We start from the raw sequence: 14,743 nt of genomic DNA, 5'->3' as shown, positions 1-14,743 counted from the left end.
GGCATGAAGGGAACACGATGACCGAGATGCTGCCGAGCTACGTCAACGGCGAGTGGTGGACGCCCGAGGCGTCCGCTGCGGCCACCGCGACCGAGGTGCGCGACGCCTCGACCGGCGAGGTCGTCGTGCGCGTCTCGACGGAGGGGCTCGACCTCGGCGCCGCGCTCGAGTTCGCGCGCACCGTGGGCCAGGCGTCGCTCGGCGCGCTCACCTTCCACCAGCGGGCCGTGCTGCTCAAGCAGATGGCCCTCGTGCTCACCGAGCGCAAGGCTGAGCTGTACGCGCTGTCGAGCCGCACCGGTGCCACGAAGTCGGACTCGTGGGTCGACATCGACGGCGGCATCGGCGTGCTCTTCACCTTCTCGGGCAAGGGGCGCCGCGAGATGCCGAACGCGAAGGTCTACCTCGACGGCGCCGTCGAGAACCTCTCGAAGGACGGCTCATTCCTCGGCCGGCATATCTACACCAGCCTGCCCGGTGTCGCCGTGCAGATCAACGCCTTCAACTTCCCCGTGTGGGGCTCGCTCGAGAAGTTCGCGCCCGCGTTCCTCGCCGGCATGCCCACGGTCGTGAAGCCCGCGACCCCGACCGGCTACCTCGCCGAGCACATGGTGCGCATCCTCGTCGAGTCGGGCCTGCTGCCCGAGGGCTCGCTGCAGCTCGTCTCCGGCAGCGTGCCGACGCTCTTCGACCACCTGCGGCTCGGCGACCTCGTCGCGTTCACGGGTTCGGCGTCGACGGCCGAGCGCCTGCGCGCCCACGACGCCGTGCAGACCGGCGGGGTGCGCTTCACGAGCGAGACCGACTCGATCAACGCGTCGATCCTCGGCACCGACGCCGTCGCCGGCACCCCCGAGTTCGACGCGTACGTCAAGCAGCTCGTCGTCGAGATGACGACGAAGGCGGGGCAGAAGTGCACGGCGATCCGCCGCGCGATCGTGCCCGAGGCTTCCGTCGACGCCGTCATCGACGCGGTGCGCGCCCGCATCGCCGAGCGCGTCGTCGTCGGCGACCCGCGCGCCGAGGGCGTCACCATGGGCCCGCTCGCCTCGACCGCCCAGCGCGACGAGGTGCTGCGCCAGGTCGGCCGGCTCACCGCCGCGGGCGGCGAGCTCGTCATCGGGTCGACGGATGCCCCGGAGGTCGCCCTCGCCGACGGCTCGACCGGCACGGCGCCCGACGGCGCGTTCGTCGCGCCGATGCTGCTGCGCTTCGCCGATGCGCAGAGCCCCGCGCTGCACGAGGTCGAGGCCTTCGGCCCCGTCTCGTCGATCGTCGGCTACGGCTCGCTCGCCGAGGCCTCGGCGCTCGTCGCCCGCGGCGGCGGCTCGCTCGTCACGAGCGTCGCGACGTACGACCCCGCGGTCGCCGTGGAGCTGGCCTCGGGGATCGCCGCGTACAACGGCCGGGTGCTCTTCCTCGACCGCGACGACGCCCGCACGTCGACCGGTCATGGCTCGCCGCTGCCGAACCTCGTGCACGGCGGCCCCGGCCGAGCCGGCGGCGGCGAGGAGCTCGGCGGCATCCGTGCGGTGCTGCACCACATGCAGCGCACCGCCGTGCAGGGTTCGCCCGAGATGCTCACGGCGCTCACCGGCGTCTGGCACCAGGGCGCGGCCTCGCAGGCCGACGGCGTGCACCCCTTCCGCAAGTCGCTCGCCGAACTGCGGCTCGGCGACCAGGTCGTGAGCGGCTCGCGCACGGTCACGCTCGAGGACATCGAGACCTTCGCGAACTTCACGGGCGACACCTTCTACGCCCACATGGACGAGGAGGCCGCGGCGGCCAACCCGTTCTTCCCGGGCCGGGTGGCGCACGGCTACCTGCTCGTCTCGTGGGCGGCGGGTCTCTTCGTCGACGCGGCGCCGGGCCCGGTGCTCGCGAACTACGGCCTCGAGAATCTGCGCTTCGTGACGCCGGTCTCGCCGGGCGATGCGATCCGCGTCGAGCTCACCGCCAAGCAGATCACGCCCCGCGAGACCGACGAGTACGGCGAGGTGCGGTGGGACGCGGTGCTGCGCAACCAGAACGACGAGCTGGTGGCGTCGTACGACGTGCTCACGCTCGTCGCGAAGGAGCAGGCGCCCGCAGCATGACGTGCGACGTGGCGGCGGCAGCGACGATGTCGCCGCCCGCCGCCCGCCGCCCGCCGCCCGCCGCCCGCCGCCCGCCGCGTTCGCGCTCAGGGGATTTCCCGTTCGAGGGAGCGGTACCGAAGTACCGAAGTACCGGGGCGCGGGGGTGCGGGAACCCGCGACCGGCGGTCGTGGACGCCGCGCGGGACCGTCTGGTGAGAGCGGACGTCATGTCGTGCGCGTTCGAGCCAGCCGTGATCGGAAGCCGGCCAGGAGCGCGCTCCGGGCTCAGCCGCGCAGGGCGAGCGAGAACGGCAGCACCTCGGCGGCGCCGGCGAGGCGCAGCTCGCGGGCGGCGATCGTGAGGGTCCACCGGCTGTCGGCGAGGTCGTCGACGAGCAGCACCGGCCCGGCCGGCACGTCGAGGCCGGCGGCCGAGAACCGCCCCCAGACGCCGGCGAGGCGGAACGCGCTGTTGCCGCCGGGCTGCCCGCTCGGCCCGCCGTCGACGGGCTCGAGCGCGCCGAGGTAGGGGAGCCGACCGATCTCGGCGAGGCCGCGGGCGAGTGAGTCGACGAGCAGGGGCTTCGAACGCGACGGCATCGCGACGACCGCGACCGGCCGTTCGGCCCAGCCCCAGTCGGCGAGCACCCGCACGCAGGCAGCGAGGAGCTGCGGCGACAACGGCGCATCGGGGGCGCCCGCAGCGAAGACCTCGCGGAGGGTGCCGCCCCAGCCGAGGTCGGTGAGCCGGGCGAGCGCTCGCCCTTCGCCGGCCTGCTCGGCGGGGGAGATGCGGCCCTTCACGGGCACGCCGAGCCGGTCGGCTCCGGTCGGCCATGCGCGCCGGGGTTCGATCGGCACGCCGACCCGGTCGAGGGCCTTCGCCGCGGTCGCCGAGGCCTCGGCGCCGATCGTGGTCGGATACCAGATGCCCGCGCAGTTGTCGCAGCGCCCGCAGGGCGCCGCCGTCGCATCGTCGAGCGAGCGCTGCAGGAACTCCATGCGGCAGCCGTCGGTGGTCTCGTACTCGATCATGTGCTGCTGCTCGGCGAGGCGTTCGGCGGCGATGCGGCGATAGCGCTCCTCGTCGTAGACCCAGGGCTCGCCGGTCGCGACCCAGCCGCCCTGCACGCGCCGCACCGCTCCGTCGACGTCGAGCACCTTCAGCAGCAGCTCGAGCGGAGTACGGCGGATGTCGACCATCGCCTCGAGTGCGGGCGTCGAGACCGGGGCGTCGGAGAGCGCGGCGATCACCCGTTCGGCGCGTTCGCGGTCGGGCATCGAGGCGGTCGCGAAGTAGTGCCAGATCTCGCGGTCCTCGACGCCGGGCAGCAGCAGCACGTCGGCCGATTCGGTCGCGCGCCCCGCACGGCCCACCTGCTGGTAGTACGCGACCGGCGACGACGGCGCCCCGAGGTGCAGCACGAAGCCGAGGTCGGGCTTGTCGAAGCCCATGCCGAGCGCGCTCGTCGCCACCAGCGCCTTGACCTCGTTGCGCTTCAGCATGCCCTCGGACTCGGCCCGCTCGTCGGGGTCGGTCTGCCCGGTGTACGCCCGCACCTCGTGCCCGCGCTCGCGCAGCAGGCGGGCGGTGTCGTTCGCCGCCGCCACCGTCAGCGTGTAGATGATGCCCGAGCCGGGCAGCTCGTCGAGGTGACCGACGAGCCACGCGAGCCGGCTCGCCGAGTCGGGCAGTCGCAGCACGCCGAGCCGCAGCGAGGTGCGCGCGAGTGGCCCGCGAATGGTGACGACGTCGCCGGCGCCGTCCGGCGAACCGGATGCCTCGCCGCCGAGCTGTTCGGCGACGTCGGCCACGACCCGGCTGTTCGCCGTCGCGGTGGTGGCGAGCACGGGCACCTCGGCCGGCATCTGCGCAATGAGCTCGCGCAGGCGCCGGTAGTCGGGGCGGAAGTCGTGCCCCCAGTCGCTGATGCAGTGCGCCTCGTCGACGACGAGCATGCCGATGCGCCGCACGAGGGCGGGCAACTGCTCGTCGCGGAACGCGGGGTTGTTGAGCCGTTCGGGCGAGACGAGCAGCACGTCGACCTCGTCGCGGTCGAGCCGGGCGAGCACCTCGCCCCACTCGTGCGGGTTGGTCGAGTTGATGGCCACGGCCCGCACGCCGGCCCGCTCGGCAGCTGCGATCTGGTCGCGCATGAGCGCGAGCAGCGGCGACACGAGCACCGTGGGCCCGCCGCCCCGGCGGCGCAGCAGCAGGGTCGCGACGAAGTACACGGCCGACTTGCCCCAGCCGGTGCGCTGCACGACGAGGGCGCGGCGCCGGCCCTCGACGAGCGCCTCGATCGCCTCGAACTGCCCGTCGTGGAACTCGGCGTCGTCGCGCCCGACGAGCTCGCGCAGCGCCTCGAGTGCTGCGGTTCGGGTGTCGGTCTCGGCCGGCGACGTCATGCCCTCCAGCCTGCCCGATGCCGCCGACAGCGCGGGTCCAGATCAGGCCGGGCGGCACTCGACGCCGACTGCTCACAGAGGATTCTCAGGGGCATCCGTCGTCTCGCCGCGTCATGAAGCGACCGCCCCGCCGTCTCCTCCATGACGGCGACGACCGCCGTCCGTCCTCACCCGAGGGGACCGTCTGCGGCCGCGCACCCGAAGCCCGGCCGCCGCCGCACGCGTGCGTGTTCCGCGCGCGTGCCGTCCGTCGCGCCTTCCCGGGTCGCGGGATCGTCGCCCGTCGACGCATCCCGTTTCCGGACGCCCGTAACGGAAGGAATGGCCTGTTGACGACCGTCAAGAGTGGAACACCCCCCAATCGCCTCGCTCGCGCACGGACGGCGGTCGCGATGCTCGTCGCGATCCTGCTCGGTATCGCGGCGAACGTGCTCGCCGTCGGCTTCGCGGCGAACGCGGCCGAGGGCTCGCCGATCTCGATCGACGACGTCGCCTTCGTGCACAGCGAGTTCGACGACGGCAGCAGCCAGGAGCTCACGGTGAAGTGGAGCGTGCCGGGCGAAGCGATGAATCCCGTCAGCGTCAGCATGGACCTGCCCGACGGCCTCACCGGCCACGAGGACCGCTTCGCCATGCTCGATCCGGACGGCGAGCCCGCGGGCGAGTGCCTCGTCACCACGTCGAAGATCACCTGCACGGTCGACCCCGACTACGTCGACGGCCACGAGCTCGAGATGAGCGGCGAGTTCACCTTCCGCGCGCAGGTGTGGCTCGAGAACCTCGAGACCGAGGAGCACGTCTTCGAGTTTGGCGACGTCGAGGCGCCCGCCACGGTGCATCCCAACCCCTCGCGCTGCGTCGAGAACTGCGAGTTCGGCGGATGGGGTGCCTGGAAGAGCGGCAGCTACCACAACCTCTCCGACACGATCACCTGGTGGGTCACCCTGCCGACCCCGGCCGACGGCATCCCCGCAGGCCGCCACATCAGCGTCACCGACGCGATCGACGAGACCGTCTTCGAGATCATCGGCGACCCCCAGGTGTACGAGGCCCTTTCGCTCGCCGACGACTCGCTCGGCCGGCAGAACCCGGTCTTCCGGGGCAAGCCCGCCGGTGAGGTCACCGTCTCGGGCGACCGCCGGCGCGTCGACTTCACCTCCGTCGCCGGCCTCGGCGCCGCCGCGCCTGCGGGCGAGCAGGGCATCTCGGGCTCCGTCTACCAGGTCGTCTGGAACGTGCGCGTGCTCGACGAAGGCAAGGCGAAGACCTACTCGAACACCGCGAGCTACGAGATCGAGGGCACCACGCCCGGCACGACGACCGGCACCGCCACCCGCTACTCGGGCTCGGGCACCGTCGTCGGCCGCAACTTCGCCAAGTTCGAGCTGACCAAGGAGCTCGCCGGCGACACGACGCTGACGCCGCGGTTCACGGTGAACTACACGGCCACGCTCGAGGGCGAGGTCACCGAGCAGCGCACCATCGAGCTACGCGCCGGCGAGTCGTTCATGAGCGACGAGCTCTTCAAGGGCACCACGATCACCCTCGACGAGATCACGCCCGTCGAGCCGGCGAACGTCACCTGGGCCGACCCGGTGTTCGTGCTTCCCGACGGCACGGAGTCCGAGCGGCTCGAGCTGACGTTCTCGTCGGCGAACGGCAACCTCGGCAAGGTGACCGAGATCCGCCTCCAGAACCGGGCGACCCTCGACACGGGCTCGCTCGGCGCCCGCAAGGCGGTCGTCAACGCCGACGCCATGCGGATCCCGGAGGACACGACCTTCACGCTGGGCTACCGCTGGGCCGCCGACCTCGCGAAGGGTATCCCCGCCGGCGGCGGTTCGGTGCAGCTGCCGCTCGACGGCGAGCGCGTCGAGATCACCGGGCTGCCGATCGGTGCGGTCGTGACGTTCGACGAGCCGGCCCCCGCGGCGATCCCCGGCGCGAGCTGGCAGGCGCCGGTGATCGAGCCCGCCCAGGTCACGGTCGGTGCGGAGAGCGACGACGTCGAGGTGTCGGTGACGAACACGCTCAGCCGCGACCTCGGATCGTTCGAGATCGTCAAGCGCCTCGACGGCGACGCCGCGGGCCTCGTCGACGACCCCGTCTTCACCGTGAAGTGGTCGTACCCGGCCGACGTCGAGAAGGGCATCTACGAGGGCGCGGAGGGCGCCGTCGAGGTGACCGCGGGCGGCGAGGCCGCGCGCGTCGACGGCCTGCCGGCGGGCGCCGCCGTGACGCTCGAAGAGGTGCTCGAGGAGGTCGAGGGCGGCACCTGGCAGGAGCCCGTGTTCAGCGAGAAGACCTTCACGGTCGTGAAGGACAACCGCATCACGATCGACCTCGACAACGAGCTGACGCTCGACTCGGGGTACTTCTCGGCCGCCAAGGTGCTCGACGGCACGGGCACCTCGCTCGTGCCCGCGACCGACACCTTCACCGTCCGCTACGAGTACGACGCCGGCATCGGCTTCGAGGCCGGCGAGGGCGAACTCGCCGTCTCGGCCGACGGCTCGGTGGCCACGAGCGGGCCGCTGCCGTACGGCGCCGTGCTGCGCCTGAGCGAGGCGGAGCCCGCCCCCGTCGTCGGCGGCACCTGGACGGGGCTCGGCGGCTTCTCGCCCGAGACGGTCACGATCGGCGACGGCACGACGGTGGTCGTCACGGTGACCAACACGATCACGCGCGACGTCGGTTCCTTCACCCTGCAGAAGCGCGTCGAGGGCAGCGGTGCGCACCTCGCGGTGCCCGGCGACGAGTACACCTTCACGTACGAGTACCCCGCCGGCCCGGGCTTCGAGGCCCTCGAACCGACCGAGATCGTCCTGCCCGGCGACGGCAGCACGGTGACGGTCGACGACGTGCCCGCGGGCGCCGTGGTGACGCTCCGCGAGCTCGACCCCGGCGCGGTCACCGGCGGCACCTGGACGACGCCCCGATTCGAGGCGTCGAACACCTTCGTCGTCGCGAAGGACGAGCAGCTCGACGTCGTGGCGGTGAACACGCTCGAACTGAATTCGGGCGCGTTCTCGGTGCGCAAGGACGTCGCCGGCTCGGGCGCGGGCGAGCTGCCGGTCGACGCGCAGTTCACCGTGCACTACGAGTACCCCTCCGGCCCCGGCTTCGAGGGCGGCTCGGGCGTGCTCGTCGTGCGCGCCGACGGTGAGGCCGCGACGAGCGAGCCGATCCCCTTCGGCGCGGTCGTCTCCCTGACCGAGGCCGCTCCGGCCGAGGTCGACGGCGCGAGCTGGACGGGCGCCGAGTTCAGCGACGACACGGTCGTGATCGGTGACGGCACCGTCGTCGAGGTCGTGCTCACGAACACGCTCGAGCTGCCCGCCGCGAAGCGGATCGCCTCGACGGGCGTCGAGGGCCTCGTGCCCGCGCTCGCCGGCGGCGCCCTGGCGATGCTCGGCGGCGCCCTGCTGTTCGTCGTGGCGCGTCGCCGCCGCGCGTAGCGGCACAGGCCGAGCGGGCCGCGCATCCTCCGGGTGCGCGGCCCGCTCCGTCTCGGGCTCAGCGCTGCGTTCGCGAAGTTAAGGCGATCGCCGGATGCCTGGCCCCCACCTCAGAGCGGAGGCTCGAAGTCGACCGAGCAGGAGGAGTCGACATGTTGATCTCGGAGAGCACCTTCCCCCACCTCCGCGCCGCCGAGGAGGCGCGGCTCGCGCACGAGCTCGAGCGCCGCCGCGTTGCGGCCGAACGGCAGGCCGAACCGGCGCCCGCCGAGCCGCGGCGGCACCGCCCCCGTCGTGCACGTCGCACCGCCGCCGAGGGTGGGTGGGCGACGGCCTGATGCCGAGCCTCAGCCGAGCAGTTCCTGGACCCGGTTCGAGGCGGGCATTCGCAGCCCGTCGAGCGCGATCGCGATGACGTCGTCGGCGAGCTTGTCGGCGTCTTCGCGGCCGCCCGGCCGGTACCACTCGACGATCGAGTTGATCATGCCGAAGACGAGCCGCGCGACGACGCTCGCGTCGAGGTCGCTGCGCAGCGTGCCCTCGGCCTGCGCCTCTTCGACGAGGGCCGTGATCGCCCGGTCGAAGGCACGGCGACGGGCGAGGGCGCGGCGTTCGACCTCAGTGTTGCCGCGCACGCGCAGCAGCAGCGTGACGGTCGGCAGCTTCGCGACGAGCACGTGCACCGCACCCCGGAGTGCGAGGTCGAGGCGATCGGCCGGGCGGCCGCCCGAGGCATCCGCGTCGTGGAGCACCCCCTCGAGCGCGCTCAGCGCGTCATCGAGGGCGCGCTCGAGGATCTCGTCCTTCGAGGCGAAGTGATGGTAGATCGCCGACTTCGAGAGGCCGAGCCGGTCGGCGAGCACGCCCATCGAGGTCGCGTCGTAGCCGTACTGGTTGAAGGCGGCGACGGCGACGTCGAGGATGCCCTGCTGGTCGTAGCCCGGGCGGCCCCGTCGGAGTGATCCGTTCTCGCTCATCGCCCCAAGTCTCTCACTCGCCGGTTGCGGTGCCCCGCTGCGCCGCTCGGCGCGCGGCGACCGACCTCACTGACCCCGCAGGTCGTAGACCCGCTTGTACTTGCCCTCGCTGCGCGGCAGCGCGCCGGGCTCCTCGAGCCGCACCTCGACGGTCGAGCCGATGAGCACCTTGATGCGCTTCGCGAGCACCTCGGTCGCCGCCTCGCACACCTCGCGCGAGAGGTCGGGGTGGCGCTCGATGCGCACGGTCATGGCGTCCATGCGGCCCTCGCGGGTGAGCTCGAGGATGAAGTGCGGGGTGAGCTGCTCGATGCCGAGCACGATCTCCTCGATCTGCGTCGGGAAGAGGTTGACCCCGCGCAGGATGATCATGTCGTCGTTGCGGCCGGTGATCTTCTCGATGCGGCGCATCGCGGGGCGGGCGGTGCCGGGCAGCAGGCGCGTGAGGTCGCGCGTGCGGTAGCGGATGACCGGGAACGCCTCCTTCGTGAGCGAGGTGAAGACGAGCTCGCCCATCTCGCCGTCGCCGAGCACGGCACCCGTGTCGCCATCGATGATCTCGGGGAGGAAGTGGTCCTCCCAGATGTGGGGGCCGTCCTTCGTCTCGATGCACTCGTTGCCGACGCCGGGGCCCATGACCTCGCTGAGCCCGTAGATGTCGAGGGCGTCGATGCCGAGCCGCTGCTCGAGCTCGTGGCGCATCTCGTTCGTCCACGGCTCGGCGCCGAGCACCGCCGTCTTGAGCGAGGTCGAGCGCGGGTCGATGCCGGCCGCGACCATGGCGTCGGCGATCGTGAGCAGGTAGCTCGGTGTGCAGAGGATCGCGTCGGGCTCGAAGTCGACGATGAGCTGCACCTGGCGGGCCGTCTGGCCGCCTGACATCGGGATGACGGTGGCGCCGAGCTTCTCGATGCCGGCGTGCGCACCGAGGCCGCCGGTGAACAGACCGTAGCCGTAGGCGTTGTGCACCTTCATGCCGGGGCGCACCCCGCTCGCGCGGAGCGAGCGGGCGACGAGGGTGGCCCAGCGGTCGAGGTCGCCCTTCGTGTAGCCGACGACGGTGGGCCGCCCGGTGGTGCCGCTCGAGGCGTGGATGCGCGCGACCTCGGCCATCGGCACGGCGAACATGCCGAACGGGTAGGTCTGCCGCAGGTCCTCCTTGGTGGTGAAGGGCAGCTTCGCGACGTCGGCGAGGGTCTGGATGTCGCGGGGGTGCACCCCCGCCGCGTCGAACTTCGCCGTGTAGAGGGGCACGTTCGCGTAGGCGTGCGCGACGGTCTGCTGCAGCCGCTCGAGCTGCAAAGCCTCGAGTTCGGCGCGGGTCATCCGCTCCTCGGGGTCGAGCTCGTCGGGGCGAGGGGGCACGAGGCCCGAGACGGTGGGGGAGGTGGTCGTCGTCGACACGTGGGACTCCGTGCTGGTCAGAGGGTGCGGTTGGTGGAGATGGAACGGCCGCGGAACTCGGCGACCGCGTCGCCGTGCTCGTCGACGACCGAGACGTCGTAGAGTCCGGTGCGGCCCGACCGGGTGCGGCGGACGGCGGTCGCGGTGAGGGTCTGCCCCGCGACGGTGGACTTCAGGAAGGTGATGTCGGCGCCCGCGGCGACGGTGACGTTCTCGTCCTCGTTGCAGGCGATCGCGAAGGCGGTGTCGGCGAGGGTGAAGACGAGTCCGCCGTGGGTGATGCCGAAGCCGTTGGTCATGTCGTCGCGCACCTGCATCGAGACGACGGCGTGGCCCGGGTCGTCGTGTTCGACGACCATGCCGAGCGCCGCTGAGGCGAGGTCGCGCTGCATCATCGCGCGGTTCGGGGCGGTCGCGGCATCCGTCATGTTCGACTCCTCTTCGAGTTCGCGCGTCGTTGCTGCGACGCTGACGATGACTATATACTAACTGAACGATCGGTTAGTAATGGCGGATGCCACGTGGCGCCGTCATTCGCGAAACACCCCGATCCCCACGAAGACACAGGAGTCGATGATGACCGCAGCTGCCGAGCTCAGCCTCGCCGGCGCCGAGCCCCAGGACGAGGCGGGCCAGGCCCTCTTCGACGAGCTCATCGCGAAGGACTCGCGCATCGAGCCCCGCGACTGGATGCCCGAGGCCTACCGCAAGACCCTCATCCGCCAGATCAGCCAGCACGCGCACTCCGAGATCATCGGCATGCAGCCCGAGTCGAACTGGATCACGCGCGCGCCGAGCCTCAAGCGCAAGGCCATCCTCATGGCCAAGGTGCAGGACGAAGCGGGCCACGGGCTCTACCTCTACTCGGCCGCGCAGACGCTCGGGATCACGCGCGACGAGATGATGGACCAGCTCCTCGAGGGCCGCGCGCGCTACTCGTCGATCTTCAACTACACGACCCCGACCTGGGCCGACATGGGCGCGATCGGCTGGCTCGTCGACGGGGCCGCGATCTGCAACCAGGTGCCGCTCTGCCGTGCCTCGTACGGCCCCTACGGCCGCGCCATGGTGCGCATCTGCAAGGAGGAGTCGTTCCACCAGCGGCAGGGCTTCGAGATCCTGCTCGAGCTCATGCAGGGCACCCCCGAGCAGCGGCAGATGGCCCAGGACTCGGTGAACCGCTGGTACTGGCCGTCGCTGCAGATGTTCGGCCCGCCCGACGACCAGTCGCCGAACTCGGCGCAGTCGATGGCGTGGAACATCAAGCGCTTCTCGAACGACGAGCTGCGCCAGCGCTTCGTCGGCATGCTCGTGCCGCAGGCCGAGGTGCTCGGCGTCACCCTGCCCGACCCGAACCTCGCCTGGAACGAGGAGACGCAGGCCTACGACATGAGCGAGATCGACTGGACCGAGTTCAACGAGGTGCTCGCCGGACGCGGCCCCGCCAACGCCGAGCGACTGCGCCGCCGTCGCGAGGCCCACGAAGAAGGAGCCTGGGTGCGCGACGCCGCCGCCGAATACGCCCGCAAGCAGTCGCTCAAGCAGAAGGCGGTGGCATGATGTCGACCCCCGGTGAGATCGGAACCGAGCCCTGGCCCCTGTGGGAGGTCTTCGTGCGCGCCAACCGCGGCCTCAGCCACGTCCACGTCGGCTCGCTGCACGCGCCCGACGCCGACATGGCCGTGCGCAACGCCCGCGACCTCTACACGCGCCGCAACGAGGGCGTCTCGATCTGGGTCGTGCCGGCCGACGCCGTCACCACGAGTGACCCCGACGCGAAGGGCGCGTTCTTCGAGAGCCCGGCCGGCAAGAACTACCGGCACGCGGTGTACTACACGAAGAGCGAAGGGGTGAAGCACCTGTGAGCGACGCCGACCTCGACCCGCACGGCGACGTCTCGGTCGACCGCCTCGCGCTCGCCGACGAGCTCGCCGGTGCGAGCGCCGGTGCGGGTGCGATCGCCTCCGAGGATGCCGCGGAGTACGCCCTGCGGCTCGGCGACGACGCGCTCGTGCTCGCCCAGCAGCTCGGTATGTGGATCACCCGCGCGCCCGAGCTCGAGGAGGACATCGCCCTCGGCAACATCGGCCTCGACCTCATCGGGCACGCCCGCTCGCTGCTGCACTACGCCGGCACGGCCACGGGTCGCAGTGAGGACGAGCTCGCCTACTGGCGCGACGAGCCCGAGTGGCGCAACGCCTGGCTCTTCGAGCAGCCGAACGGCGACTTCGCGTGCACGATCGCGCGTCAGCTCGTGGCATCCCTCTACCTCTTCGAGCTCTACGGCGCGCTCGCCGGCTCGACCGACCCGACCCTCGCGGCGATCGCCGCGAAGTCGGTGAAGGAGGTCGACTACCACCGCGACCACGCGACCCAGTGGGTGCTGCGCCTCGCGGGCGGCACCGAGGAGTCGCGCCGCCGCATGATCCGCGCCGTCGACGTCACCTGGCCGTACGTCGACGAGCTGTTCGCCGACGACGAGCTGACCGAGCGGCTCGCGGCCGACGGCGTCGCCGTGCTGCCCTCGACGCTGCGACCCGCGTTCGAGTCGGCCGTCGACGAGATCTTCGCCGAGGCCGCGCTCGAGCGGCCCTCCGGCCGCACCGCGTACACCGCCTCCGGCGGCGGCCGCCGGGGCTCGCACACCGAGCACCTCGGGCCGCTCCTCGCGGAGATGCAGGTGCTCGCCCGCCAGCACCCGGGGGCATCGTGGTGACCGCGACCGTCGAGCGCACCGCGTGGCAGGTCGCGGCGACCGTGACCGACCCCGAGATCCCCGTGCTGACCATCGAAGACCTGGGCGTGCTGCGCACGGTCGAGGTCGCTGACGACGGCGCGGTGCACGTCGAGCTCACCCCCACCTACAGCGGATGCCCCGCGATGGACGCCATGCGCGACGACGTCGTGCTCGCGCTCACCCACGCCGGGTACGACGAGGTGCAGGTCGACCTCGTGCTCGCCCCCGCGTGGACCACCGACTGGATGACCGACGCCGGCAAGGAGAAGCTGCGCCGCTACGGCATCCAGGCGCCCACCGGGCTCGCCGCCGCGCGCGGCGCGGGTCCCGTGCGCGTGCAGCTCGCGGTGAAGTGCCCCCGCTGCGACTCGCTCGACACCCGCGAGATCGCCCGCTTCGGTTCGACCTCGTGCAAGGCGCTCTACGAGTGCCGCGCCTGCCTCGAGCCCTTCGACTACTTCAAGGTGATCTGATGGCGGCGAGAAACCTGGGCTCGACCGAGACGGCAGCCGAGGCGTTCCTCAACGCGACCGTCGGCGGCGAGGCTGCGACCACCGAAGCGGCGACGAAGCGCCGGCGCGCACGATTCCACTCGCTCGAGGTCGCCGAGGTGCGCCCGCTCACGAGCGACGCCGTCGAGGTGACCTTCACCGTGCCGGTCGAGTTGGCCGATGAGTACAGCTACCTGCCCGGGCAGTACGTCGCCCTCCGCAAGGAGCTCGACGGGCACGAGCGCCGCCGCAGCTACTCGATCTGCCGCCCGCCCCGGGTCGCCGACGACGGCACCGGCCTCATCTCGGTCGGCATCAAGCGCGACCTCGGCGGCATCTTCTCGAGCTGGGCGAACAGCGAGCTGCAGGCGGGCGACACGCTCGACGTGATGAGCCCGCAGGGCACCTTCACCTCGACGCTCGACGCCCTCGACGGCAAGCACGTCGTCGCGATCGCGGCGGGCTCGGGCATCACCCCGCTCATGGCGCTCGCCCAGACGGTGCTGGCCCGCTCCGAGACCTCCGAGTTCGAGCTCGTCTACACGAACCGCTCGACGCTCGACGTGATGTTCCTCGAGGAGCTCGCCGAGCTGAAGGACCGCTACCCTTCGCGACTCGCGCTGCACCACGTGCTCTCGCGCGAGCAGCGCACGGCGCCCATCCTGTCGGGCCGCATCGACGCCGAGAAGCTGGAGACGATGCTCGACGTGCTCATCCGGCCCGAGACGGTCGACGAGTGGTTCCTCTGCGGGCCGTTCGAGCTCGTGCAGCTCGCCCGCGACACCCTCGAGGCGCGCGGCGTGCCCGCGGCGCACGTGCGCTACGAGCTGTTCACGACCGACGCCGACCGGGTCGAGCCGCGCCACGGGCGGCCGGTCGAGGTGAAGCAGGGCGAGGACACGGTCGCGATCGAGTTCACCCTCGACGGGCAGTCCTCGACCGTCGAGAGCCCGGTGTCGGCGAACGAGTCGATCCTGAACGCGGCACTGCGGGTGCGTCCCGACGTGCCCTTCGCGTGCGCCGGCGGCGTCTGCGGCACTTGCCGTGCGCGGGTCGTCGAGGGCAGTGTGAACATGACCGAGAACTACGCGCTCGAACCCGACGAACTCGAGCGCGGCTACGTGCTCACCTGCCAGTCGCACCCGAAGTCCGAGCGCGTCGTGGTCGACTACGACGTCTGAGTGAGAGG

12 protein-coding genes are annotated in these 14,743 nt (G+C 71.8%); 8 read left to right on the top strand and 4 right to left on the bottom strand.

What is annotated here, in order from left to right:
• Positions 1 to 17: 17 nt before the first annotated feature.
• Positions 18 to 2,096 (top strand): phenylacetic acid degradation bifunctional protein PaaZ, encoded by a 2,079-nt coding sequence (gene paaZ, locus ACFVTR_RS08185; RefSeq protein ID WP_387036326.1) that lies wholly within the window; start codon positions 18 to 20, stop codon positions 2,094 to 2,096.
• Between the two features lie 267 nt (positions 2,097 to 2,363).
• Here the strand turns inward: paaZ and ACFVTR_RS08180 are convergent, their stop codons facing one another.
• Positions 2,364 to 4,487 (bottom strand): DEAD/DEAH box helicase, encoded by a 2,124-nt coding sequence (locus ACFVTR_RS08180; protein WP_387036324.1) that lies wholly within the window; start codon positions 4,485 to 4,487, stop codon positions 2,364 to 2,366.
• A 392-nt stretch (positions 4,488 to 4,879) separates the two neighbouring features.
• Between ACFVTR_RS08180 and ACFVTR_RS08175 the strand changes: the two genes are divergently transcribed.
• Both ACFVTR_RS08175 and ACFVTR_RS08170 read left to right on the top strand, forming a co-directional pair.
• A complete protein-coding gene (locus ACFVTR_RS08175) occupies positions 4,880 to 7,945 on the top strand; it encodes a DUF5979 domain-containing protein (protein WP_387036321.1) in 3,066 nt (1,021 codons plus the stop codon).
• A gap of 152 nt (positions 7,946 to 8,097) precedes the next feature.
• Complete coding sequence (locus ACFVTR_RS08170; RefSeq protein WP_387036319.1) at positions 8,098 to 8,283, top strand: hypothetical protein; 186 nt, start codon at positions 8,098 to 8,100, stop codon at positions 8,281 to 8,283.
• A gap of 9 nt (positions 8,284 to 8,292) precedes the next feature.
• On the opposite strand, the gene ACFVTR_RS08165 is transcribed toward ACFVTR_RS08170, so the two are convergent.
• The 3 genes from ACFVTR_RS08165 to paaI form a co-directional block, all read right to left on the bottom strand.
• Entirely contained in the window at positions 8,293 to 8,922 is a 630-nt protein-coding gene (locus ACFVTR_RS08165; protein WP_157422832.1) for a TetR/AcrR family transcriptional regulator, read from the bottom strand.
• 66 nt (positions 8,923 to 8,988) lie between these two features.
• Positions 8,989 to 10,248, bottom strand: a complete 1,260-nt coding sequence (gene paaK, locus ACFVTR_RS08160) for a phenylacetate--CoA ligase PaaK (RefSeq protein WP_387036605.1) — start codon at positions 10,246 to 10,248, stop codon at positions 8,989 to 8,991.
• Between the two features lie 95 nt (positions 10,249 to 10,343).
• Positions 10,344 to 10,754 carry a hydroxyphenylacetyl-CoA thioesterase PaaI gene (gene paaI / locus ACFVTR_RS08155; protein ID WP_387036317.1) on the bottom strand — a complete coding sequence of 137 codons (411 nt, stop codon included), beginning with the start codon at positions 10,752 to 10,754 and terminating at the stop codon, positions 10,344 to 10,346.
• Positions 10,755 to 10,902: 148 nt separating this feature from the next.
• Between paaI and paaA the strand changes: the two genes are divergently transcribed.
• From paaA to paaE, 5 genes are read left to right on the top strand one after another with little or no spacing between them, the layout of a single operon-like run.
• Positions 10,903 to 11,886 (top strand): 1,2-phenylacetyl-CoA epoxidase subunit PaaA, encoded by a 984-nt coding sequence (paaA, locus tag ACFVTR_RS08150; RefSeq protein ID WP_387036315.1) that lies wholly within the window; start codon positions 10,903 to 10,905, stop codon positions 11,884 to 11,886.
• Positions 11,886 to 12,191 carry a 1,2-phenylacetyl-CoA epoxidase subunit PaaB gene (gene paaB, locus ACFVTR_RS08145; protein WP_387036603.1) on the top strand — a complete coding sequence of 102 codons (306 nt, stop codon included), beginning with the start codon at positions 11,886 to 11,888 and terminating at the stop codon, positions 12,189 to 12,191. The genes paaA and paaB overlap by 1 nt, the downstream gene beginning before the upstream one ends.
• Positions 12,188 to 13,042, top strand: coding sequence for a 1,2-phenylacetyl-CoA epoxidase subunit PaaC (gene paaC / locus ACFVTR_RS08140; RefSeq protein WP_387036312.1), 855 nt, complete (start codon positions 12,188 to 12,190; stop codon positions 13,040 to 13,042). The genes paaB and paaC overlap by 4 nt, the downstream gene beginning before the upstream one ends.
• Positions 13,036 to 13,536, top strand: a complete 501-nt coding sequence (gene paaD / locus ACFVTR_RS08135; RefSeq protein ID WP_387036310.1) for a 1,2-phenylacetyl-CoA epoxidase subunit PaaD — start codon at positions 13,036 to 13,038, stop codon at positions 13,534 to 13,536. Before paaC ends, paaD begins: the two co-directional genes overlap by 7 nt.
• Positions 13,536 to 14,735, top strand: a complete 1,200-nt coding sequence (gene paaE / locus ACFVTR_RS08130) for a 1,2-phenylacetyl-CoA epoxidase subunit PaaE (RefSeq protein WP_387036308.1) — start codon at positions 13,536 to 13,538, stop codon at positions 14,733 to 14,735. Before paaD ends, paaE begins: the two co-directional genes overlap by 1 nt.
• The last annotated feature ends 8 nt before the right edge of the window (positions 14,736 to 14,743 follow it).

The organism is Agromyces sp. NPDC058126, assembly GCF_042884595.1.
Classification (GTDB): Bacteria; Actinomycetota; Actinomycetes; order Actinomycetales; family Microbacteriaceae; genus Agromyces.
The sequence above is the reverse complement of the archived record's forward strand: the minus strand, read 5'-3'. Positions and strand labels throughout refer to the sequence as shown.